Here is a 24,817-nt window from a genome sequence, read left to right as displayed (position 1 = left end):
GAGAGGTAGATTGTCCTACCCCTCACAAGTTATGCTAAACATAAGAAGAACTCCATTTTCCTGTCCAGGATAAGAATATCCATATGTATCACCCTGCTCACTTACAGAGTAAACCCAGTTAGATACCTGAGCATTTGGTGATCTAGTCCAGTAAGACTCATAAACATCTGGACTTGAAGTTCTTGCCTTCTTTCTTGAATCGTTATCAACATAATATTGAATTGTTGCATTTGTTTCAGAACTATACGGATCACTTCCTGCAGAAGCATCAATGTCATATAGTGCTGGTACATAAAAACGACAATTAGATGTTGATATTGTATTCGATTTATTTCCAGTAGAAGAACTAACTTTAACAGGCTTAATCAGTGCTTTCCAGAGTGGTGGTATAGCTTTCGTTATACGAGTGTTCATCCACGTATTAAGCGTAGATTCTGCCCATCCACCGGTATTTGTAGACTTGTTACTATAAGCTTTCTTAGAACCAAGAAGATTTGAAGCAATAAATGTTACATTTGCTCTCTTAGAAGCGACATTTGATAAGTAGTATGCTTTAAATTTAGCTACTTCCATTGGAATTGTTTCATGAATCCATGCTGCAATGTCAGAACATTGTTCTTCACCAAGGTCTGAATACCACAGTTTGCACCAGTGGATCTTGCCTTTTGCATAGTTTTCATAAGCACCATCATCTGCCTTTGAGCATCCAAAAACAAGAGTTGATGTGATTTCGGGAATACGGATTGCCTGAAGAGTAGCAGTAGAGATTGAATTTCCAGACATATTAGAATTGTATACATAGAGCTTTTGACTTCCTGCCTTATGACGAATTACAATAATTTCACGTCCACCAGAGCTTGATGCATTCACACTATCAGTTCCCCATGAGAATTTGTAACTCTGACTATACCATAAGCGGAATCCGTTAGAACCATCACCCTGGAAACACTGTGCCAAAGTAGCACCTGTTGCGTTCTCGTTATCAAATTCAAAGTCAATCGCAAATGTGAAATCCTTATCCTTATCCATAATAGAGATTCCAGTATCAATATGGTTTGTTCCGTCAAATACTGTTGTGGAAGAGATTAATTCTTCTTCCTCAATATCGTTGTAATGGAAGTCAACTCCAAGTGTAAAATCAAATGAGTCTTTCAGTGACAGAACTTTCTGCTCAAGTCCCATTTTCATCATTGCATATAACTCAACCTGAGACAGGTCTTTGAGATCTTTATCATTGAAGTATCCGTCTACATATTCACAGGTGTCAAACACTGCGTTTACAGTTTTATCACCGTTTACATATCCGGACTGGTCCCATCCTTTAAATAAATTGTATTTATAGGCAGCTTCCTCGGCTGTGTATACAGGAGTATCACCCTCGTATTTAACATAAGTTCCATATGGGGCTACAGTTTCCTGTAAGGTTAAACCTTTAGAGTTATACTTTACGGTATAATTTCTGATTGTACTTGTATAAACTGCATTGATAACTCTATCTGCAAAGATTTTATCTGAGAGAACAGTGTCCCATCCCTTAAATGTAAAATCATTTTCAATGGTACTTTGTTTTATAGGTATAGCTATAGGATCATCCTGACGAGTTGTAGGATCTACAGCGCATGAGCCTTTATCAACATACTGAATATCTAACACAGTTTTGTTGGAATCGTCATTTAAAAATGAAACTTTGAACTGTGCAATCATAGAATCATATGTTATTGTAAGATTCGTCCAGATACCTGGCTCGTCATCAGTTCCAACAAAGTCTTTATACTCCTGTTGACGCATAACTGGAATGTGAATAGTTCCTGTTAATACAGACTGGTCAATGGTAATACCATTTTCGTCAATACCACCAAGCTTTGCTAATTTCTTTAAAAGATCAGTATTTTCAAGATTCCAGTCAATACCTGTGATACTTACGGTCTTAAGTGTTGAAATAGTAGTTTTTATAATTTCAAGTGCATCCACAATAGAATTCTGGCAAACAAATGTCTGCAGATTATCATAAGATGCTACATTAAGATTTGTAAGGTCTTTCAGATTTTTAAACGTAAGAGTATTAATTGTTGCAGGTAAATATGCATTCTTAATCTTACCGTGATTAGCAAGCAGGAAAGAAGTAATAGCAGTATTCTGTGCGTAAAGATTAATAAGATTCTCACATGCAGAAAGATTTACAGATCCTGTTAAATTTGGACAGTTCTTAATATTAAGAGTCTCAAGAAGTGTATTGTTACCCATATTAAGAGTGGTTAAGAACGTATTCTGATAGCCACTTGTTTCGTTGCCAATGATAAGAGTTTTAAGCTTTGATGCCTTAGAGAAGTCATTATCGTGGATATAACAAGCAGATAAATCATTCAATGCCTGAATCCTTGACGCACAATAAATAAGGATAGCAGTATCATCCATATTAATTAAGTTAGTTGTAATTTCATATTCCTGTCCAGCTTTTGCACGAATCTGAGTTGTTTCCGGTGAATTACCGTAAAGTACAGAAATATACATGTCTGAGTATGGAACAATTCTTAATGTATAATCTGGTTTTACAACAGCTGTTTTAGGAGTATTACAACGGAACATAATCTGGTCAGACTTAATATCAGTGTGAAGGAATTTTGTTCCCATATACGCATGTTGATCACGTTCCCACTGTCTACGCTGATATTTTTTACGTCCGTTCATCATTTCTTTAAGGAATCTGTCTGACTTTGTTACTTCAGTTTTTCCTGGAAAGATAACACCTTGATATGTACGAATATATAATCTTTCGTAATGAAGTCTCCATAATTCCTCTGGAAATTGATTCTGCCAAGCATCGAACTCATTAATGAGATGAGTATCACTCCAACAGTTTGAATCTACAGACTGATATAAGGATGCAAGTTGCTTCGGCATTAAATCACGAATTCTACACCATAATACAGATTCTGCAGCGTTAAAGATGTATCCAGAGCTTGGATCACCATCTGTTTTGTAATCGGTATCTTCTTTACCGTAAGACATAGTAAGCTCACCGCTGTTATTAATTCCAAGTCCTGTGTCGTTGTCGTAATCCCACAAGTCATATCTATATCCATTGTGGATGGCAGCTGCCGTATCATCTATAGTGTAATACTTAGCTTTATCACCAAGGGTAGAAGCTTCTTCATTGCTAATATAATGTTTTGCCCAATGTGGGAATACATTTTTTGAACGATTGTCAATCATTGTATATCTAAGTGTGAAGAGGTATAAATACAACACCGAATTGACAATGCACCAATCGCCTAAATGAGCTACAAAATCTTCATTAGAAGATGTAATTACAAATTCATAGAAGTCTCTCCAATTTTGTTTATTTTGTTTACGAATCTTTTCTTTTGCTTCATCACTAGAAATCGCAGAACCATCCTTTGAATCTCCACAACAGTCATATCTAAATTCAAATGATCCATCCCAGTTATTATAAAGATTGTCGTATGCTGTATTACCAGCTTTCCATTCATCTTTAGAAATAGGATATTTCATTGAACCATCTGAATTTGTTACACCGGTTTGGAATACAGAGTTTGGAAGTGTATTATCGCTAATTTCAATACAGCATTCGTTCATATCATCTGGATCATAAGCTCTTGCTACATCAGTTTTTTTTGAATCACCCATATTGGCAAGAGAGTAGAAGTGCCATTCTGTATCATTAAACTCTCTATGAGTAGAAATATCCGGATCACTCTCTTTTACAAAAATAATACAGTTTACAAACTCCATTGAGTTTTTAATCTTTTTATCCCTACGAGATGCAGGAGTAGAATATGGCAGATAATCATTATATCTTTTCTGAAGAAGTGCGTTATTTGCCATTTCAGAAGAAGCCACATTTACTTTAAAATTCAGCCAGTTATTAGGAACGGAGTTTCGAGTAAGAGATATCTTACCATCACCCTCTGTATATTCGGTTCCATCGCCAAGAACAAGTTTTGTTTTATAATTTGGATCAAGATCAATTTTACTATTTACCTTATGAATTCCATCAAAACAGCAAATAACATCAATGTTTCTTGCTGCAAAACCATATTCATTAGAGGTAGTGCCCTGTCCAGCGTGACAGGCGTTAGTAAATTTCCAGTTATCAAATTTTGGATCGCCATTTACATAAACACATTCCATGGAAGTATTTAGCACAAAATCCTTCTTATCATTTGTAAAATGTGGTGCTTCAATCTTAATAACTCTTAAGTCTGGACATGCTTTTGCAACCGAATCCGGTGTAAGAGCATTGTTTTCGTTATAAATCTGATTTCGATTATATCTATCAATCATATCATCAGAATCTCTAGCGTCTGCAATAAAGTTAGATAAAACATCAGAATCAGTTAATGCTGCACTATAGGCTTTCATCCTATAAATTAATACATCACAATCTGGAGATCCAATAGAAATTGGAGCAGGAGTGTACTGATGTAATCTATGTGAATTATCATAAATAATAGGTCTTCCACCAACACCATCTTCATACGTCATGATAATAGATGTTGCTGTTGTATTCTTGGTATCAATTGAGTTAATATTATATTCATACTCAATAATATCTTCTTCGGAATATGGGAAATAAAGATCGTCTGTAGAAGTATAAATGTTTGCCTCATGTACTTTCATTTCAAGTCCAATGTTAGAATCTGCCAATCCATCGAGACATGACAAGAAAGTGGCAGAAGCATTTCTTACATTTTTAGTTTTGAAAATAATCTTAAATTCAGCACCAGTTTGTTTTGGGTCTTTGGCAAACAGATTATAACTAATAGAAGCAGTAGTACCTGCTTTTACGCAGAAATACTGATTTCCTTCATCGTCAATCTGATAACCACCATTCGTCCAGTCAAAATTATCTGATACAGTTAAAGCAACTTCTGGATGATTTTTATCACTCCAAAGTCTATTTTCATCACCATTAGATAAACCAACTGGATTAAAGTCGAACGCAAGATTTGCAGTAATTGGATTTACATCTATATCAAGTTTTTCAATATGTGCGGTAAGAATTTTTGTGATTTTCTGACATGAGATAGTAAGATTTTTCTGACCAATTTCAGAAGACTTGAAACTCCAAATTTGTGCGGTTCTATCTACAGTTAATGTAGAAACTGTTTTTCCATCAATAGACAACTTAACGGTAGCAGGATTATGAGCTGGGTCATAAACAACATATTTAATACTTGTAGCCTGATATTGTTTTGCAGTAAATTCTTGCTGTGAGCATCCGATAATAGGAGTTCTGTTTGCCGGATCAACACACACAATATCCTTGTAAATAGTAGAAGAAGTAATATCTTTATTATTTACTGTTGCTGTCATATATACTTTAAGGAAATGAGCACCATGTTCCTGTTTTGGAATATTGTATGATATAATACGACCGGAAGCCTGTGTTGTTACGGATTCTAATTCCTGTCCATCCAAGATAAAATGAATGGTCTTATTTACATTACCATAAGGTGTATATCTAAATACTACGTCTGTATCAGTGTAAATCAGTGTATCATCAAATGTACTTTCAAGCTTAAATTCTACAATAGTAACAGTCCAAGTTTTATATGACATTGTTCCAAAGCTATCCGTGATACTAACTCTAATCTGATTAGAGCCTACTGATAAATACTCTGTTAAATCAACCTTATTTGTTCCCTGAGAAGCAGTGGTTGTTGATACAATTGTATTTCCAACTTTCCAAATTGCTGTACCATCACCAGTTGTATCGCCAGTATTATCAACAGAGCTAAATGTGTATTCGATTTCTGCTTTATCTCCAAGTAAGAAGATTGCATCTGCAGGGGTTACACGTTCAATCGTGATAGTTGAAGTATCAGATCCGCCACCACCTCCGCTTTGGATTGTAAATGTTTTAAGAACTTCTCCATTTTTCATCCAACTAAATGTACTACCAACATAATCTACATCATACTCAGATGCAGCTGGATTCTTTTTAATTTCATCAATATCAGACTGAATATTGGTAATGTCACCGTTGATCGTGTTAAACTGCGAATCATAGTCGGCAATATTCTGCTTTAAAATATCCGCTGTATTTTTTGCCTCAGAAGCAGTAGAACGAATTACTTCATCGGCTTTTTCAAGTTCTGTTGTCTTTGTTTTTAACGCTGTAATATCAGAAGTATTTGTTTCAACCTTTTTAGAAAGGTCAGTTACTGAAGATTCCACAGCGTTTACCTTTTCTGATACAGGACTGATTTTTGTATCAACTCCTGTATTAATTTCCTCTTTTAGAGCAGCTGTCCACTGTGCAGACGGTTCAATAGAGCTAAGTTCCACAGACTGAATTTCTGTTTCGCCATTTTTAAAAGTAAGCTTACCCTTACCGCCTTCAACGGCATAAGTAACATTTAAGTTTGATAAACTGTTAATTGTGATAGTTGTCAGAATAACAGTACCATCTTTAAATACAAGTCTTCCAGTTGTGTTATCATATTCGACCTTAAGATTTTTTAAGCTATCAATATTACTGATTGCATCATTGAGTGTTTTAACCTTAGTATCAATCTCTGTTTTGTTATAATAATTTTCTGCAAGATTTGCGTTCACATCTACTGTTACAGATTTTTTTACGTCCGCCTTAATAGTATTAACATCTACGGATTCTGCAGAGGCTTTTGCCTGATCAGCATATTTCTTAGCTTCATCAACATGTCCCATTATGGTTGTTACAAAACCTGTATACCAGTCATCTGATGGCTCAACAATACCATCATAATTTAATCCCTCAAGGACAGTAAGTCTACCATTTGGTCTTGTTCTCCAAACGTATGTATTCCCTTTCTCGTTTGAGCCAGTTGCCATAATTTCAAATCTGACATCACCGGCGATAGCAGTAACATTCTGATCAACTAACCAACCAAATGTAATGTTTGTTGTACTTGATGCAACATTTACAGCAGTAGATACTTGTCCTTTTTTGGTTGATACATTTTCGTATCTAATTTGAATTAGCATCTTCATCAAATCGATACCGTCCCAGTATCTTGGAATACGGAATGGAATATACTGACTATTTGTTTCCTGCACAATATTTATTTGTGAAGAGTCTACTGTTACATTTTTTAATTTATCCACTGTTGAATATGAATTATCATAGTATTCATCATAGATAACATATCGTCCATCTGTGCATAATACATATCCATCGTCAACAACAGCAGTAGTGGCTAAATCAGCCTCCATGGTAGAGATATCACTATCATCGGAAGCTGAATTAGCCAATATTTGTGCTTTTGAATCTTTAAATGACATGTTCTCCCTCCATCTTTTATTTTAATAATTCATCAAGGCTCTGTACGCCTGTAACTTTGTCAATATGTGTAATACCATCTTGAGTGCCATCTGGATCTGTACCTGTAAGTTCTTTTGCAATAGAGTCTGAAAGGTCTGCAATCCCAATACCTTCACCTGTATTTCCATTAGCGTTTACGAGAGTCAGTTTCTTTGCTTCTGAATCAAGTTTCATGTCGATTGGCATATTGTCATAAGTTGCCTGACCAAGTTTCTTAATATCTTCAGCAGTTGCCATAAGTGCAAGAATTCTCTGGTCAAGTTCAGTTAACATTTCACTTGGTTCATAACTATCAAACTGTGCTAATTTTGTAATGTGGATAAGTCCAGATTCAGTTTTTCGAACATAAGAAGTGGTAGTATCAGATTCTTCATCATGAACAAGTTTTAAGAAAGTAAATGACACCTCGATATCACCTGGTTCAGCAGAGATATTTGCTGTTACAGGAATAGTATATAAAATATGACTCTCATCAGTTGTTGTATCTGCAATGAGCTGAGTCATCTTAATTTTCTTTGTAACCGGAAGAACATATTTCATATAAGCAGTAGTATCTGTCATATTAATTTGTTCTTTATAAAGTTTATTAATAATAATCTGGATAGAGTTCACGCAATTACTTTTCTCCATCAGACTTTCTTTTACTGTAGTAATAACATTATTGTCATCTGTAATTCTAAGAGTGTACATTTTACACCACCTTTCTAACAATAATAACAAATATATAATTTACGAAATAATAGCCATCCAACTAACCGTCAGTTTTTTATCAACCCCATTTTCATTGTTATAAATACAAATAGTGGCACCAGTTTGACTTTTATTTGTTATTGAAACGGCATAGTTTTGTGGATCTGTTTGATTAGTTGTCGCGAATACGACTGGAATAGATTTGAATTTATTTGGGAATGTTAAAGTATAAGTTTTTGCGCCAGCTGTAGATCCAGTTGTAAATTCAAAAGAACCAACCTGATAACTGACTACAAAATCTACATTATTTATATAATAATAATCTGATGGTTTTTGTCTTTGTTTTAGTGGAATACGAATCTGTGCGACTGTTTCAGAAGTGCTATTTGATTCAGATATATAAATATATCCAATAAGAGGGTATGGCTCTTGAAGCAATGAGTTTGGGACATCTACATAAAATTTATTATTTTTTAAAGATGATTTAACTTGAAGTGCTTCTTCACTCATTCTATTGCACCAGTGGACCACAGGTGGAGAAGTCAGACCAAATGTTTCAAAACATATGGTCTGTCCTTTATCCCATTGTGTAAGATGATTTATTCTAGTAATACCATCAGACTCATAGCAAGTGATATCAAGTACACTTCGCATATGTGCCTCCTTAATTTATTCAGCTACAGCTTCTTTTGTTTCATCAGGTTCTGTATCTGCTTTTTCTTCTTTCTTTTCTGGTTCCGGTTTCTTTACAAGAAAAGCGTCAATAATAGCATAATCATTCATTGTCGCGTTAGGTGCATCAACCTCATAGAGAGAATCAAATTCTTCCTCGGTAAGCTGTGGAATATCTACATCAATTTGATACAGAAGGATAGGAGTGAATTTAGCCATAAATTTCTCATAAGCTTCTTTGTCATCGTTAGGAATAGCTATTCCACCTTCTACCTCTTTACCGTACTCCTGAATTAATTTATTTTTCTGATCATCACAGTCTTTGATTTCGTCTTGAAGTTTACGAAGTACACGGAAGAGTACGAATGCTGTTTTGCCTTTAGCGTTACTGAATTTCTTAGTTGCCTCAATAATATCGTAAATAGCTGCGTTTGTGATTTTCATAGTAGTTTTTCTCCTTTTTATCTTAATTTTTAATATAAAAAGAGCATTCCTGTTATAGAATGCTCTTAGTTGATCTGTTGCTCTAAATATTCAATTCGTTGCTTTAATTGCTTGTTCTCTGCTTTTAATTCAGCATACATTTCTTGGATTGATTTTGTAATAAGACTTTCCATATAGAATGTATTTACACCATATGGTTCATTGCTTTCAGATGGTTTTATTACCATGTTAGGGTTTATATCTTCTAATTCTTGAGCAATATATCCTAAATCTATATAATTATTTGATTCTTTCCATATAAATTCTCTATGATTTATTTTTAAGATTTGGCTTAATGCATTGTCGATATTGGTGTTTTTTATATTTCTTTTTAATCTCCTATCAGATGTTGTAAGTTGAAATGTTCTTGTCTCAAATTTTTGATAATCCCATTTTCCACGAATTGTAATTTTATTGTCTACGTTAGTTCTGATAATTGATACATAATATTTTCCACCATCATCTGTTGATGTACAAATTGCAGGTCGATAACTTGTTGACTCTGAATTAATTATGTATCCATTAACATTACCACTAACATCTCCAGTAACATTTCCATTTAATGTCCCTCTTATAATACCACCAGATATAGAAACGCTTGTATATGGGGCGACAGAATAAAAATACAAATATGGTTCATTATTTCCATCGAGGCCCATTAAAAGTTTTGGCAATGGTTCTACGTCACTTATTCCATAATCATACTTCATAGATAATTGTCCATTCCTTAATTCTGTTATGGTGTTGTTTCCCTTTGATGTTATGCCACCTAAAATATCTGCGTTTGAGCAATGCATACTACCATCTTGATTTACATAAAATGCTCCACTTCCAGCCCAGAATGCATATTTTCCAGAAGTTACACTAAGACCACAACTATCAGAGCCACTTCCTGCTGTGCCGTATGGTTTATTGTAAATAGAACCATCATTACTAATATTGAAAAGCCCAATCTTTCCAGACGATGCGGTGATTGTTCCTGATATAGTAGCATCAGTTGCGGTCATATTACCTTCACTATCAACAATAAATTTATCAGATATACTTAATCCAGAATTACCAAAATATGCATTACCAGGGCCGCCTATGTTATATCCACTTCCCTTATAAATAGCATCAGAATTTATATTCCACGGACCAATACTTCCTGTTGATGCAGTAATATTTCCACTAAAACTTCCGGTAGCTGCCTTTAACTCTCCTGAAAAGGTTCCGGTGGCTGCCTTTAATTCTCCTTTAAACCATCCAGAGCTTGCATATATTGTTCCGTAAATTATTGCATTACTTGCTTGAAGAAGCCCATTTGTAGATACTTTTATTCCAGTTTGACCATCAACAATGGTTCCATAATCTTTATCTTTTTCAAAATATACAGACAAGGATTCTGTTTTTGCATACGGTCCAAGATCTACTGTTCTTACATATCCATTAAGATCTGATGATTTTGCATATTCTCCAAGACCGCTTATTTTATCGGTAGAAATATCCACTCCGTCACCAAGAGTTAATGAATTTGCTATGATATCTCCAGTAAATTTTCCTGCTTTTGCATAAATAGTTCCATAAACTACTGCATTTTGTGCAATCATTAACCCATCTGTATTTACAGAAAAATAACCTTTCGTATCATCTGGATTAATAGTTCCATCAAACTGTCCAATAGAACCATTTTTCTTGACAATAAAAGCAAGTCCTTCATTTTGCATATCGGAAGTAGTTGTGTAATCTTTTAATTTTCCATCAAGCCCACTGGTTGTAACATAATTTTTTAAATCAGAAATGTTTTCACTGCTAATATTTACATTTTTACCAAGTGTAAGACTATTAGCAATAATGTCTCCACGAACAGTAAGAGTCTGTCCGTTCCACGCCATAAGTCCTGCGGAATTGTCTTCTTCTGACGCTTCTTTAATACCTACATAATTTTTAATAAGATTATACTTTGTTGTACGTTCTGCATCAGATAGAGTATTGATTCCAAACTCTTTTTCAAGATCTGTTCGAGTCATCTGATTTAATGTACTTGCAGATTTATTTTCTTTGTAAATTTTGTCATTTACATTTAGCCAAATGATATAGTTGTCCAATTCTCCAAGGAATCTTATTAACGTACTTTTCTGTAATGTAGTTAAAACTTCACTTGAATCAGTAGTATACGGTTTTAACTCTTCAATCTTACTTTTCAACTTTTCCTGGTTTAATCCGATAGGTGAAAAACTCATAGATTCTTTATATCTTAAATCATCACCGCTAGTTCCTCTTGGAGATTCCCACGAAGATATGTAATTATCAAGGAGTTTTTTATCCTTATTTATATCATCAATAATTACCTTTTCTGATTTGCCATAGAAAGTAAAAGTACCGGAATGAAGATTAATCCATCCATTTATACCACGTAAGTCATCAGTAGTAATTTCAGATGCAGTTAATGAATTTGCAAGAATCTGATCGGCAGTAATAGTATGTGCCTGAATATTTTTACCACCCATGTAATACTTATCATAATCTTCTGGTGGAATGTTCTTTGATTCAACAGCTCCAAGACTTTCATTAAACGAATACATGATAGAATTCTTTTCACCACGAATGATAAGTCTATCTACAGAAAGAGTACCTGCAGATATACGTGTCGCATTAATATCAAGTGCAAGAACGAGTTTAGATGTGGTCGCATCAACATTAATTGTTTCAAAAAGACCACTGTTTGCCATCATATCTCTAGCATTAACCATTTTTGATATAACCTGTCCGAAAGCACCTGTATTAGCATTTATTGTATCAAACACACCGTTAGATACCGCATTTGAAAATCTGGTTGAACTCACCATTGCCTTAATAAGTGCATCTGAAACTTCAATTCCGGATGTATCTAATTTGCTTTTTACAGATCCTGTAATTTGGTCTTTAGCTGTGCTTACTGTATTATCAAGTAAAACAGCAAAGTCATCACGACCACCGTTATAACTAATCATGTTTGTGAATTCAATTTGAAAATTATTTTCAATAACGCATGGATTAAAAGTGAGAGATGAGATACGAAGTTTTAAAAAATACTGATCATCTTTATCGAATGAGAGATGGATAAAATTACCTATATCAAAATTTCCTTGCCATTCTTTAAATCCAGGAATAGCAAAAATGTTATCCATTGTAAGAGTGAATGATAATTGTGGCTGACACACCTTAGAAAGCTCTGTTGTTGCATCTTGGAATAATTCGTATTGAGTATTGATTATCTCTGCTGCAGTGTTTGTAGAAATGGTGATAATATTATCATTTACATAATCTGTCTCATTGTACAGTTTATTTAATGTTTCAAGATCTTCCTTTGTAAATATGCCGCATTTTTCTTTATTGTTAATTGTTGCAACTTCGGACATATTTTTTGAAAAACCATTCATTAAATTCTGAATATCATCATATTCGCCTTGTCTTTGCTTAATGGCACCAGAGCATCCACCTTTTTCTGGTTCCGCATATAAGTTCCCATTTTCATCTTTTCCGTATTCGTATTCCCAATACTTCAAATACTTATTATGAGAAATATTATAATTGGACTCTGTTAAGTGACCTTTTTCATCTTCACTTAAATCTTTCCATGCCTTTTTATAAGCTTTTAAAGCATCAATATTATTCAGATATGTTTTCTCTTTTGTTTTTAACTCTTGAAGACCAAACAGATCCCAATTTGTATTCCATTCTTCAATCAAATCATCTACTTCATTGGACTTTTTATCATCCTGTGTAGGATCTGTATTATTTTTATATTCAATGGTTTTGTCGATAATTTCAAGAATACCCTGATATGCAATATAATCTTGCTCCGCACCTTTATTAAGCCACTTCTGGTTTTTTTCATCCCAGTAGCCAAGATTTACATCTTTCAGTGCATCCATATATGTAGTATACTTCTTTTTAATAGTTCTAAGGTCTTTTACGGTAAATTGTTTCCAATTATTATTCAACCCATCATTCGGAACTCTAAGATTGATTTCATCACGCTTTTCCATATATAAGCTGTACTGACGATTGTAATACATATATTTTTTACGTGCTTCGTCAAGCTTAGATAACCATTGATTATATCTGTCAATTAACCCTTGACTTACATGTTTTGTACTAAGATAATAAGAAAGATTCTCAATAGTAGAAGAACCAAAATTGACTGTATCAATTGTAAGGTCATCTCCACCACGTACTTCAAATCTTGTCATAATATTATCTTCTTGAGCTGGTGCATAATTCAACGTCTGAATCAAATTACGATAAGAGATAAATACATTTGAATCCTTACCGTAATCTTTTACACTATATACATTAATCGTCCTAGTCATGATATTAAAGTCAAAAATACATTCGAATTTCTTCGATACATCCTGCGTAAGAAATGCATATACGTTTTTTGAATCTATATCAAATGACCGCTTAGAATTAGCCATTTGTGAAGTAGTAGTGACAGTTCCATCATCGTTTACTTTAGTCTCTATAACCTCTGTTACTCTTATTGCCTGGTCAACCCAACCAATTTTCCATCCAAAAACCTTTTCAATTGCAATATCAAGTAATGAAAAATCTTTGTACAGTTCATCATATAAAATAATGTTTTTAACTGCTACTTTAACACCTTCATCGGTTTCTTTTACATTACCATCAATTAGATATTCACGGCTGTCTGTCTCTCCTGTATTGATCTTAAAATTCTTTAGTGTTTTTAATGCAAGCTCACATTCACATGATTGAGCTGTTACCGTTTTATATTCATCAAATCCATCATTTGATACCTGTGGATATTGCATTCTAAAATAACCAACACCATCTACCAAAATATACATTGCTTCATCAAGCAGATCATATCCGTTTGATTCTTCTCCGTTTATATACTTGTGTACATCAAATTGTATCGTGTCAAAATTATTTAACTGCCGTGTATAAGATACAGTTGGCAGATCAATACCATTCAATTCACAAATTATTGTATTATCTGTTTTACACAAATAAATTCGTGCCGGTTCAGTAAGCCCAAAGTAGTCATAATTAAAAGTCATTAATAAGCACCTACCTTTCTTGGGCATCTGAATGTCATAGCAACATTACATTCACCTGCTATATCAAATTTATTATTTCCTGGAATTAAACGAGGCCAGTAAAGACCTAAAGAACCATTATCTATATTTGTGAGATTTTCTGACGAGAAACCAAGATCTGATAACGTGAGCGGAACCTTTTCTTTTGTATTATTATTTATGTAATAAATCTTATGGTATTTTGAATCTATGTAAAGCATTGTTGAAAAATCAACTTTATCTGGAATTGTAATCTCTAGTTTATGAGATAGAAGATTAGTAGATATTTCAGAAATGTTTTCTATTGAAACTTTATGTCCAGGATATGCATTTATAGCAATCAAAGGATAAACAAAATCATTTAATTCGTCTGTACTATTTTCTATACTAAAGTATCCATTATTCTGGACTGCAACAACCAGATCCTTGCCACTACCTGTAACACTTCCTTGTTCAACAGACAACTTTTTGTCTTCCAAGTTATTATATATGTATTGAAATTCATTGCTCCATCCATAAGGTGAATTCGATGTAAACGTATATTTAAGCATTAAAATACCACTTCCGTACACATTGTTTACATCTGTAAACACACCATAAAAATTGATTGGGTCAAATGCTTCATCCTCAAAAAATAGAAGAGTAGGTGTACGTGGTCCAGTCAACCAAGCGTTAATATCTCTCACTTCTTCCCTTGAAAATGCACGATTTTCTGGTTTTGTAATTGTCACATCAAATGTAAGTACATCTGAATATTTCGTATTATACCAATTGGCTACAGGTCGTCTACTTGTAATTTCTCCCTTTAAACCTTCCCTTGTAAGTCCCATTGGAATTGAATCGACTGCCTCTGTAGCACAAAGAATAACTCCGTAATCGTCCGAAGACTTTTCGTTATATGTAAAACTAGAACCAAATATAGCCATATTAATCACCTACTTTCTATTCAGACTATTATTGACAAAAATTGTTATTTGAATCATAATGGATTTTATATATAGATTTGTTTGAAGGATTGGAGAGAAGATGAACAAAATAATAATTGGGGGTACTTTTAATCTTGATATAAACAAAGAAGTTGATAAAATCTATACGCATGTAAAATTACACACTAACTGCGAGATTGATTTTATATATACTGAAGAAGAAACTTCATACTGTCAAAAAATCGATGGGAAATATATAATTTTTCTAAGAAAAGATACAGAGAATACAAATGATGTATTAGCACATGAATTACTTCATATCTTACAAAGTGAAGACGGTATGACAATATCAGAAATACCAGAAGACATATCTGAAGAGAATCTTGATTTAATTGCATCACTAAAAAATATTATTTTAGATTATGATGTGAATCAAGAATTAATCAATACATATAAGTATAATGTTACGCCAGATCATACACAGTTTAATACATGGTTTCCATTAATTAAGCAGAAAAAGAATCCAAATATAGAAATATCACAATATGATACAAAAAGCTTTGCTGTGAATTTTTTTGGAGTAATGGTATTGGATTCTAAAAATAATTGTGAAAAATTATTGCGTTATGCAGACCAGTATACTCTTGAAATACGAAAAATAGTGTACCATCTTAACGATTGTATTAAGCTGTATGATGTTGGAAATAGAGTTGATTCTTGCAAAACAATATATGAAGAGTGCGCAAAAGTTCTTGGGATTCTTTGAACGACAGTATTTAAAATAATTCTGTTTTTCTTTTTAAACTCTTCAAACGTTTGATTATTTAAAATTGGATGGTATTGAACATTTGAATTATATACTAGCATCAATCGCTGATATGGAATTCCAGTTGGTTTTTTATTATTAAAATATTTCATACAAATTCACCGGTCTTCTTTTTGTATTTTGCGTAAGCAGTAAGATATTCATCCGTATTTTTTATCTGATTTTGTATAATTTTTTTTACAAGATCGTTATATCCTTTATCCTTAACGTTCATTAGATATAATTGGTGCGCTAATATTTCTTGTAGTTTTGGATCTTTATTCATAGTTACACCTCTGTTTAAAATTAATAAAAGAGAGCATAGCTGTGACACTATGCCCTCCTGTGTTTATCTGAGACTCTTAAAATCTCTTACACGCTTCTTTTCGTATGCATCGATCTTCTTGACGACAATATCACCTACTGCGTTTGCATCAGTAGCTTCATTTACAACAATATTGTAAACTGTACTATGCTCATAAGATTGATTGTTTGTGTTAGTAATCGCATTCATAAGTTCCTTATACATCTCGCCAAATTGTGGTTGACTACTCTGTGTGGCAATACATGCATTATCAATAAGTCTCTTTGTGAAGTCTGCTGTAAATACTTTATCTCCCTGATTTAAGAATGTGAGAGTACCGTATTTCCTTGATAGTACGGATTCCATACCATTTTCGTTTACACGGTACATTCCAGACTTAGGCACATAATCAGTTCCGGAAGCATAACCAGTAAGTCCTGATAATGTAGAGCTAACTTGTTCGTCTGTTAACCCAACATTTTTCAGAATAGTAGAAAGGTTATTAAGGACCTGTGCATTGCTAAGAGCAGAATTTGAAACTGCTTCATTAATAGCTTTACTCATTTTTTCTACGTTGGAGCTTATGTCGTTAGACCATTTGTCAAAATCATCGCTCATATCTGAGGATAATTTATCAAGCGCATCACTTTGCATACTGAAAGCATGGTCTGTCATAGTATCAGAAAGATCTTCTCTTGCATCTGATAACTGTTCCTGGATCTTTGCCAAACGTGCTTTATCTTCAGCGTTTGTTGAACCCTGGAGAGCTGCCGCTTGACGTTCAAGGATCTGAATGTCTTTAGTCTTATCCTTTAAAGTTTTATCGTAATCGTAATAGTCTTTCTTTGCGGAAAGGGCTTCCTTACGCTTAGATATTACTTTATTAAGAGCATCAAGTTCTGCTTGAGCCTGATTTTTGACAAGAGAGAGCATATCATTTTGAAGAGAACTATTTGATGAAATTAAAGAATTATATTTAGACTGAATGTCTTTTATATATTCATCATAAGTCTTTTCGCCAAATTCAGAAGACATATCTTCGCCATTAGCGTATCGTTTTTTCACATCATTTTCTTTTTCAAGAAGCTTTTGTATTTCTTTCTGATTTGCAGAAAACTGATTTCTATTCAACATTACAGAAGTAGCTCCCAATTCTGTAAGTAGTCCAGTATTCTTATCAACTTTCATATCATCAGAGATAATTTCGTTCAGTGTATCAAGACGGTCCTTGAACTGATCAATTTTCTCTATTGCACGATCAAACTGTTCTTCATAATAAACACCAATTTGTTGCTGTTTCAGATTTTCAATACTTGTGTCGTAATCGGTTACAGCTTTTTTTGCTTCTATAATCTCGGATTTCATATTAATCCATTCCTGAGATCCTTCTACAATTGTGCCATTGTCAACACCTTCTTGGAGTCTTTTCTCAAGTTCATCAACTTTATCCTGTGCGATATTTCTCAGACTTTCAGTATTTGAGATCTTAATCTCATAATCAGAAGAACGCTCATAATTTCCATGAGCATTGTATAAATCAATGTTTGCTTCTTCCATTTCATTATACTTTTCCTGATATCCTAACAATCCTTCATAATACGTCTTCGCATTATCAAATTTACTTTGAATAGCTTCGACTGTGGCTTTAGCTGCTTCTGTCTGTGATTCCGCTGCATTAGCTGCCGCTGTTGATTCTGCATCTGTGACAATATTTAATTTCTGTTCTGTTTCGGCTGCAGTAGTAACATATTTATTATATGCTGTAAGAGCCTTTTTAAGAGACTTGTCTTTTATCTTATCGACATTTATTTCTTTACCTGCTGCTAATTTCTTTTTCTGATTATCACTCAGCTTACTACCAAACTTTTTCTTAATAGCTTTAGCTTTTTTACTAACCTTATCGTCTGCTTGTTTCTTGGCTTTCTCCTGGGCGTTAAGATTTTTCTTAGTTTCCTCCCAAGCCTTGTTGTTAATATTTGCAGCTTGCTTTGTCTGTGTCACATTCTGATCAGTTAAGGAATCCATATAGGAAAGTTCGTTTCCTTCTTGATATCCGACGATTGCTGCTTCGGCATCTGTCTTAAGAGATGAAGAATTCTTATTTGCAGTGTTAAATTTAGTTTGAGCCGTTTTCTTTTTAGAATCTGCTTTCTTTTTATTTTTAACTGCAGAATTATACTCTTCGGCACGTTTCTTCGTAGTCTTGTTAGTAATCTTACTGGTATCAATAGTCTTTCCGGATTTAATAGCTTTTTTCTGCTCATTCGTAAGACCTTTTGATTTAAGAAGTGCTTTTTTCTTTCTATTTACAGCTGTAGTTGCCTTATCTGCTTTCGCAGTTGCTGTGTCAAGATTTGATTGTGCTTTTTCTGTAACTACCTGTGCTGATTCGTAACTTGCAGTAGCAGCGTCTGCTATAGCTTTTTGTGTTGATCCACCTGTCTGAACAGCAGATAACCTTGACTGAGTTGCATTCAATCCATTAAATCCGTTTTGTAAACGTTCCAATTTCTGCTCTGCTGTTTCAGTTGGCATATTAGCCCATTGCTCAAACAATTCCATTTGCTCTTTTTTCAGATCAACAACAGCTTGTTTACAATCCTGTGCCTTGTCGTAATATGTCTTATACTGATCGATAGCCTCTGCCAGAGCCTTACCCTGATCTGTTGAAGTGTCCATATCTTCAATACGGTAAGCACCTTTTTGTACAAGTTTCTGATATTTCTTTGGTACATTGGTTTTAATCTCTTCTCCATCGCTATTATAATAAGTGTACTCATTTGCTATAGAGTTAGCCTTTTTCATATAGGTTTTTGCACCTTTCTGATTAGACCCAATCTCATAGTTCATCTTACGAATTTGCTGTTTGAGCAAAGATGTTTTAAGTGACTTCTTAATATAATCAGTGATTTTATCAGCGATTTTTTGAACCTGATCAGACCAATGTTTAATACGAGTTTCTACCCAGTTATATACCTTAGTAGATTTCTTTACCTTTTCGGTATTGTCATTTACGGTGTCTGTATTTTTCTTAACAGAAGTTGTATTTTTATCGGTAGTTGTGGAATTGGAGGAAGATGAGGTTGACTGATTGCCAACTTGAGTACGATTTTTATCCCAGTTTAAATAAACACCAGAATTACCTCCTGCATAAGCACCAATAGTACCATTTGCATAAGCTCTGGCATGTCCACCTCCAGATGTAACATGTCCTGAATTGATAAGCTCGGATGTCTGCTTTTTATTGAAGATTAAGTCGCCTTTTTTTAGATTTTCAAAATGTGCACCACCAGGAATAATCATCCATTTACCATCACGCACAATTGATTCAGCGCCAATGCCTTCTTCGTTAACTAAAGCAGTTTCATCATGTGAAAGTGTTACATTTCCGCTTGCATGAGCAGGAGTATAATTGATAACATTATAAGCAGTTCCATCGGCATGAGCGACACGAATCATAGTTCCTGTAGACTTACCTGTTCCACCACTAACATGCGTAGAAACATTTGCGGAAATATTGATAGTATGAGGCTTTGACAATTCAGAATTAATAGCACTTGCCATACCAGATGTGTCAGCATTAACCTTAATAATTCCAGTCATGTTGTTGATCATCTGAGTAGCAGAAGTACCTTTATTGATAGCAGGATCATTGTTGCCATCAATTTTCATTTGAGGTTTCTGACTTTCTGCATAGTTCTTAGCTTCATCTATCTTTTCTTTTGCTTCTTCATTGTTTGCTGTAACATCAATAGAAGCGTTCTCACCGTCACCTAATAACTGATTAAACTGTGTCTCATCCAGTTTAACAGTCATATCAATCTGAGCATCTTGATTGTCTTTAATATATTGTAGCTCATCCCTAGCTGTTGATAATTGGTCAGCATTATTAACATCAAGGTCAAGTGTTGTGGCAAGTGTTTGATCATCCATTGCAAGAAGCTCGTCTACATCACCATCTTTTTCAACTTTTTCCTGTACTGTAAGCGTAACAACCTGGTTATCAACAGAATCTTTTACTCCCTGTAAAGATACTCTCTGAGAATCAGAAAGAGATGTATTGTTATTTAACTCTCCCTGAATTTCTTGACTCTTTTTTTGAAGTTCTTCTTTACTAGAAGTAGAAATATCAAAATTTAAATCAACAGTAATATTACTATCCTGTAACTCATCTTTTGCATTATCAATCTGATCCTGAACTGTAGTTAAGTCAACTTTAGGAGTTGCTTTGATCAGCCCCATATCAGAAAGAACAGCTGCTAACTGTACCGCTTGATCTTTTGTAAGACCAAATGTGCTAGAAAGGTTGTCAAGTGCTTGTTCAGCATCCTCAAAACCGGCATCATACTGTCCATCGGATAAATTTATTCCACTGAGCTGAGATTCAGAATATTGGCTTAATACTTTAAGATTTTCCTCAAGAGAAGATGTTTGTTCATCTGTCGCATTCTGAATCTTCTTGATGACTGTCTCATAATCACCAAATTTAGTTGGATTTGTGAATTCTCTTGCTAACGGATTTTCAATAGTCCCTTGCTGAGTTTGACCTTGTGGCTGTTCTTTAAGAATATATCCATTTTCTTTTAAATATTGATCACGAGTTTTTTCAAGAATTTTGACTAATTCATCATTTCCTTCTGCAGCTGCTTGATTAATTTCATCCTGCATCTGAGTGATAACTGATTTAGCCTGTTCGAGATTCTTTGCTTCATAATAAGTTGCTTTATCCGGAAGCTCTTCAATTCCAGTTTTTGTATTTTCTACTCTCGCATAAAGTTCATCTAAATCTTTATTGAGAGAATCAATAGCAGACTGATCTCCAGCTAAATCCGGATCTGCTTTAATTTCTGCAAGTTTTTGTTTCTTTTCTGCAATCTGCTGATAGAGATCAGATAAATGCTGTTGCCCATCCTCTTCCGTAGTGAAGAAGTCAGTAGTAGCACCATAATCTTCGAGACGACCCAACATCATCATAAATGGTTCAAAGCCCATATTAAGTCTCTGTGCAGCGTCTCGCATTTCATCCAGATTATTACCTAATGTACTGGTCCAATGACCACTTTCATTAGATGCCAAATCTAATTTCTGTAAGTCTTCTAGGAAATTTTCAACACCTGTTGATGTGTCTTGGAAGTAACGCTCAAACATTGCCTGGTTTTCGCCAAAGTTTACTGCATCAGATACACCTGTAGGAGAAATAATAGAAGCAAAAGACTTAAAGTCATCTGTACCAACTTCACCTTTTTCCCATGCCTCTTTTGCAGTTTTATACTGAGAAAGAAGTTCGTTATAAAGATCGCCCTCGTTTGAAGATTCAAGAGCTTCTTTAAGTTCTGCATACTGAGGTGTAGGGATTTTAAGACCTGCGATTTTTTGATAAGCACCCTCGATATCATGGGCACCATCTAAAACAGCTTCAACATAAGATTGTAATGCACTTGCATCTGCATACTGTCCGGCATCCTGAAGAGCTTTAATAGCATCTGTAAACTGGTTAGTTACATCACTGTCCATAGAATCCATCAGATCATCAATAGCAGAAGAGAGGTCTTCTGTATTTCCTGCATATTTTGCAAGATCTGGGAATTTATCCAGGAATGTCTTTCTTGTAGAACCAGTCATAAGACCGTTCTTTAGATCTTTTTGAGCTTGATAGAGTGACTGATATTTATCCTGATAATCTGTGAGCTGGGATTGGATGTCGGTATTTTGGATGATGTCTTTAGCAGAACCAATATTAGAAGCGTAACTTTGTGCAATTGCTTCATATCCTTGGCTTAGAATTGAAGAATCGGCAATTACTTTAGATAAGATATTTCTACTATATCCATTATTGATTTGCGTTCCAAAATTCTTAAAGAAATTGTTTACATAATCAGCTGTATCTCTTGTATTCATCTGAGATGACAACTGGGAAATTAGCTGTTTTCTAAATGTGTCAACATCAACATCTGGAAGTTCTGTTGACTCCATTAACAGATCCTTTTTCTCTTCAAGTAATTTCTTTTTTGTTCCATCAGTCTCTGAAGCGATGGCTTCGTTTATTTTGTTCATAGACTGAGTAAACTTCTTAACTGCCAAATTAGAAACGGCTTTATCAAAGTCGTCTGTAATACCAATTAAATCAGAAAATTCATCTTTAAGAGATGCAATATCAGAATCGGTAAATGTATCTTCTTTAAGAGATTTGAACGCAGAATTTAGTTTTTCAATATCTGATTGAGTATTAGATGCTTCATTAGAAATATTTGGAAGACTAAATTCATCCATGGTTTCTTGAATAGAGTTAAGATATCCTTGTAGGATTTTTGCCTGATCATCTTTTCCTGCAAGTTTATATGTAGTAATCGCATCACCAATTGTATCTTGGAGCGTTGTTGCAACATCCTGCATTTTTGTTTGTACAAGATCAGGAAGTTGATCCATAGAAGCTGTTGCTAATTCAGGAAATTCTGAGAATAACGAATTATAAACACTTGGATCAAATGTATTGTTTTTCAGGTCATCTTGTACGTCAAGAAGTTCCTGATAATCACTCTTGTATTTACTAATTGCCGTTTGGAAATCTTCATCTTTTATTAAAGTAGAGGCATCCGGAAGTTTTTCAAAATATTTCTCTCGAATATTTTCAGTAGAAGATAATGCTGTATCTTCATCCTGTAACACTTTATATAAAGTATCACGACCAAGACCTGTCTGAAGTTCATCTTCAAATGCTTGTGAGAAAAGATCTGCAGCTTTTGATCCTGCACCTTCCATCTCATTATTATCACTATATGCTTTAATGATTTTAGAAGAAATTTTACTTGGATCAATGTCAGAAAAATCTGCGTTATCAATTAATGCTTGCTTCAAAGCATTGGCTTTTGCAATTTCATCATCAGATGCATCAGCCATAGCGTCATCAATCTGACTTAAAACTGATGTTAGCTGATCTGCTTGTAAATTTGCAATAGCCTTTTGTAAATCATCAGTGCTATCTGCAAGTTCTGGGAATTGCTGAATAAGGTCAGTAAGATCCGAATCTTTGAATTCGCCTGTCTTTAATGTACTTAGCGTATCTGAGAGAGTAGATATATTTGACTGATAAGAATCAATCATTGATGACAGGCTTCCATCGGACGTATCTGAAAGAACTGATTCGAGAGTGACTTTTTCTACATTATCTTGAACGCCACTTACGGCAGATTTATAAGCTTCTTTCCAACTTTTTATATCCCAAGTTGATGTATCATTTTCCTGTGATATGTTATAAAGAATTTTAAAATCATTATCTGTAAAGTCTTTTGTAAAAGTATTCCAATCATTTTTTAATTTATCTCTAAGTTGTTCAGAAGCACCTTCAATTTGTGGAACAAAACTTCTATAAAGACCTTTTTTGACTTTATCAATGTCAACAATATTTGCATCAGAATTTATTTCTTCTATGATATCCTCTACAGACAATCCCATTTGTTCTGCTGTCTTTGCAAGAATAGGATATTTATTAATTAAATCCTGTGTTGTTATTCCTACGTTATCGGTTTCTTTTGCAATATTAATTAATTCATCTTTTACACCAGAAAATGCTGTTTTATTAAAAAGATTATCAATTTGCATAGATTTCCATTTGTTAGGATCTAACTCTTGATAAGCATAAGTAATTGAGTCAGTAATCTCTGATAATACTTGTTTTTGATCGTCTGTTAAAATATCCTGCGGAAGTGCTTCAAGCTTGGATTTATAATCCTCTAATAACTCAACACGTTCCCAAGCATTATCTTTTGCAGTGTCAATTTCCTGCTGATAATAGGCTGCATCTTCAGTATTATTTTGAACTAATAACGATTTCCTGATTTTTTCATATTGCTGTATACCTGCAATTAATGAAGTAAGATTATCCTCATTATCAGTTAAACCAAGATTGTTATATTGATCGGCATATTTGTCAACATCTTCTTGCGTCACTTTGTCAGAAAAATTCTTTTCATATGCATCTACTGCATCTACCGCAGCTTCTTTAGCTTTTCTAGTAACCTCTTTATCTTTTAAATCAGCCTGAATCTGTAATTCAGAAGTAGCTTTCTGAAGATCTGCCAATTGACTTTTTTCTATAAACGTAAGGTTTCCCTTGGAATTTAAATCGTTTATAGATTTCTTGGTATCATTTAATTGTGAATTTATATCGTCCAACTCATCTTTGGAGTCATTATAATCGTTAAATGATTCTTCCATTCTTTCGTTGGCTCTCTCTGCAGCTTGATCTAAGTAATTAAATACCAACACTAATCCAGTTACAGCAGCAATAGCAGCACCAATTGGATGTGCTGAAATAATACCCCATAATCCAGAAATTGCAGTTTTAGCTAATTCTGCACCAGAAGCGCTTTGATTAAATGCTGTAAAAAGATTTCCTATCATATTAGAGAAATTTGGCATTATAGATATAAATGCTTTTTGTAATTTCTCAATTCCAATTAAACCACTACCATCCAAATTTGAAATAGCAGACATAGACAATTTATACAAAATATGGTAAAATTCTATATAAATACTTATATTTGGAGG

Annotated in this window: 9 protein-coding genes; 1 reads left to right on the top strand and 8 read right to left on the bottom strand. The window is 34.0% G+C overall.

Features of this window, described 5'->3' with window-relative positions; all coding sequences use genetic code 11:
• Positions 1–15: 15 nt before the first annotated feature.
• The 6 genes from AB5706_RS03820 to AB5706_RS03795 form a co-directional block, all read right to left on the bottom strand.
• A complete protein-coding gene (locus AB5706_RS03820) occupies positions 16–7,287 on the bottom strand; it encodes a DUF6273 domain-containing protein (protein WP_368365895.1) in 7,272 nt (2,423 codons plus the stop codon).
• 16 nt (positions 7,288–7,303) lie between these two features.
• Positions 7,304–8,017 carry a hypothetical protein gene (locus tag AB5706_RS03815; protein ID WP_368365894.1) on the bottom strand — a complete coding sequence of 238 codons (714 nt, stop codon included), beginning with the start codon at positions 8,015–8,017 and terminating at the stop codon, positions 7,304–7,306.
• A 39-nt stretch (positions 8,018–8,056) separates the two neighbouring features.
• On the bottom strand, positions 8,057–8,671 hold the full coding sequence (locus AB5706_RS03810; RefSeq protein WP_368365893.1) for an H-type lectin domain-containing protein: 615 nt from the start codon (positions 8,669–8,671) through the stop codon (positions 8,057–8,059).
• A 15-nt stretch (positions 8,672–8,686) separates the two neighbouring features.
• On the bottom strand, positions 8,687–9,133 hold the full coding sequence (locus AB5706_RS03805; protein ID WP_195589937.1) for a hypothetical protein: 447 nt from the start codon (positions 9,131–9,133) through the stop codon (positions 8,687–8,689).
• 65 nt (positions 9,134–9,198) lie between these two features.
• Positions 9,199–14,217 (bottom strand): tail fiber domain-containing protein, encoded by a 5,019-nt coding sequence (locus AB5706_RS03800; RefSeq protein ID WP_368365892.1) that lies wholly within the window; start codon positions 14,215–14,217, stop codon positions 9,199–9,201.
• A complete protein-coding gene (locus tag AB5706_RS03795) occupies positions 14,217–15,161 on the bottom strand; it encodes a phage tail domain-containing protein (RefSeq protein WP_368365891.1) in 945 nt (314 codons plus the stop codon). The genes AB5706_RS03800 and AB5706_RS03795 overlap by 1 nt, the downstream gene beginning before the upstream one ends.
• A 100-nt stretch (positions 15,162–15,261) precedes the next feature.
• Here AB5706_RS03795 and AB5706_RS03790 point away from each other — a divergent pair, with 100 nt between their 5' ends.
• Positions 15,262–15,927, top strand: coding sequence for a hypothetical protein (locus tag AB5706_RS03790; protein ID WP_368365890.1), 666 nt, complete (start codon positions 15,262–15,264; stop codon positions 15,925–15,927).
• A gap of 148 nt (positions 15,928–16,075) precedes the next feature.
• Here AB5706_RS03790 and AB5706_RS03785 read toward each other — a convergent pair whose 3' ends face one another.
• Complete coding sequence (locus AB5706_RS03785; RefSeq protein WP_313718196.1) at positions 16,076–16,252, bottom strand: hypothetical protein; 177 nt, start codon at positions 16,250–16,252, stop codon at positions 16,076–16,078.
• 63 nt (positions 16,253–16,315) lie between these two features.
• Positions 16,316–24,763: a hypothetical protein gene (locus AB5706_RS03780; protein WP_368365889.1), complete on the bottom strand. Its 8,448-nt coding sequence runs from the start codon at positions 24,761–24,763 to the stop codon at positions 16,316–16,318.
• Between the last annotated feature and the right edge of the window lie 54 nt (positions 24,764–24,817).

The sequence above is a fragment of the Ruminococcus sp. RTP21484sp1_RTP21277st1_D2_RTP21277_210401 genome, assembly GCF_040924225.1.
Taxonomy (GTDB): domain Bacteria; phylum Bacillota; class Clostridia; order Lachnospirales; family Lachnospiraceae; genus Blautia_A; species Blautia_A faecis.
The sequence above is the reverse complement of the archived record's forward strand: the minus strand, read 5'-3'. Positions and strand labels throughout refer to the sequence as shown.

Excerpts from the sequence above, each read along its gene's own strand:
- AB5706_RS03810 (WP_368365893.1), bottom strand. The coding sequence starts at position 8,671 with ATGCGAAGTGTACTTGATATCACTTGCTATGAGTCTGATGGTATTACT.
- AB5706_RS03785 (WP_313718196.1), bottom strand. The coding sequence starts at position 16,252 with ATGAATAAAGATCCAAAACTACAAGAAATATTAGCGCACCAATTATAT.
- AB5706_RS03805 (WP_195589937.1), bottom strand. The coding sequence starts at position 9,133 with ATGAAAATCACAAACGCAGCTATTTACGATATTATTGAGGCAACTAAG.
- AB5706_RS03820 (WP_368365895.1), bottom strand. The coding sequence starts at position 7,287 with ATGTCATTTAAAGATTCAAAAGCACAAATATTGGCTAATTCAGCTTCC.
- AB5706_RS03790 (WP_368365890.1), top strand. The coding sequence starts at position 15,262 with ATGAACAAAATAATAATTGGGGGTACTTTTAATCTTGATATAAACAAA.
- AB5706_RS03780 (WP_368365889.1), bottom strand. The coding sequence starts at position 24,763 with ATGTCTGCTATTTCAAATTTGGATGGTAGTGGTTTAATTGGAATTGAG.
- AB5706_RS03815 (WP_368365894.1), bottom strand. The coding sequence starts at position 8,017 with ATGTACACTCTTAGAATTACAGATGACAATAATGTTATTACTACAGTA.
- AB5706_RS03800 (WP_368365892.1), bottom strand. The coding sequence starts at position 14,217 with ATGACTTTTAATTATGACTACTTTGGGCTTACTGAACCGGCACGAATT.
- AB5706_RS03795 (WP_368365891.1), bottom strand. The coding sequence starts at position 15,161 with ATGGCTATATTTGGTTCTAGTTTTACATATAACGAAAAGTCTTCGGAC.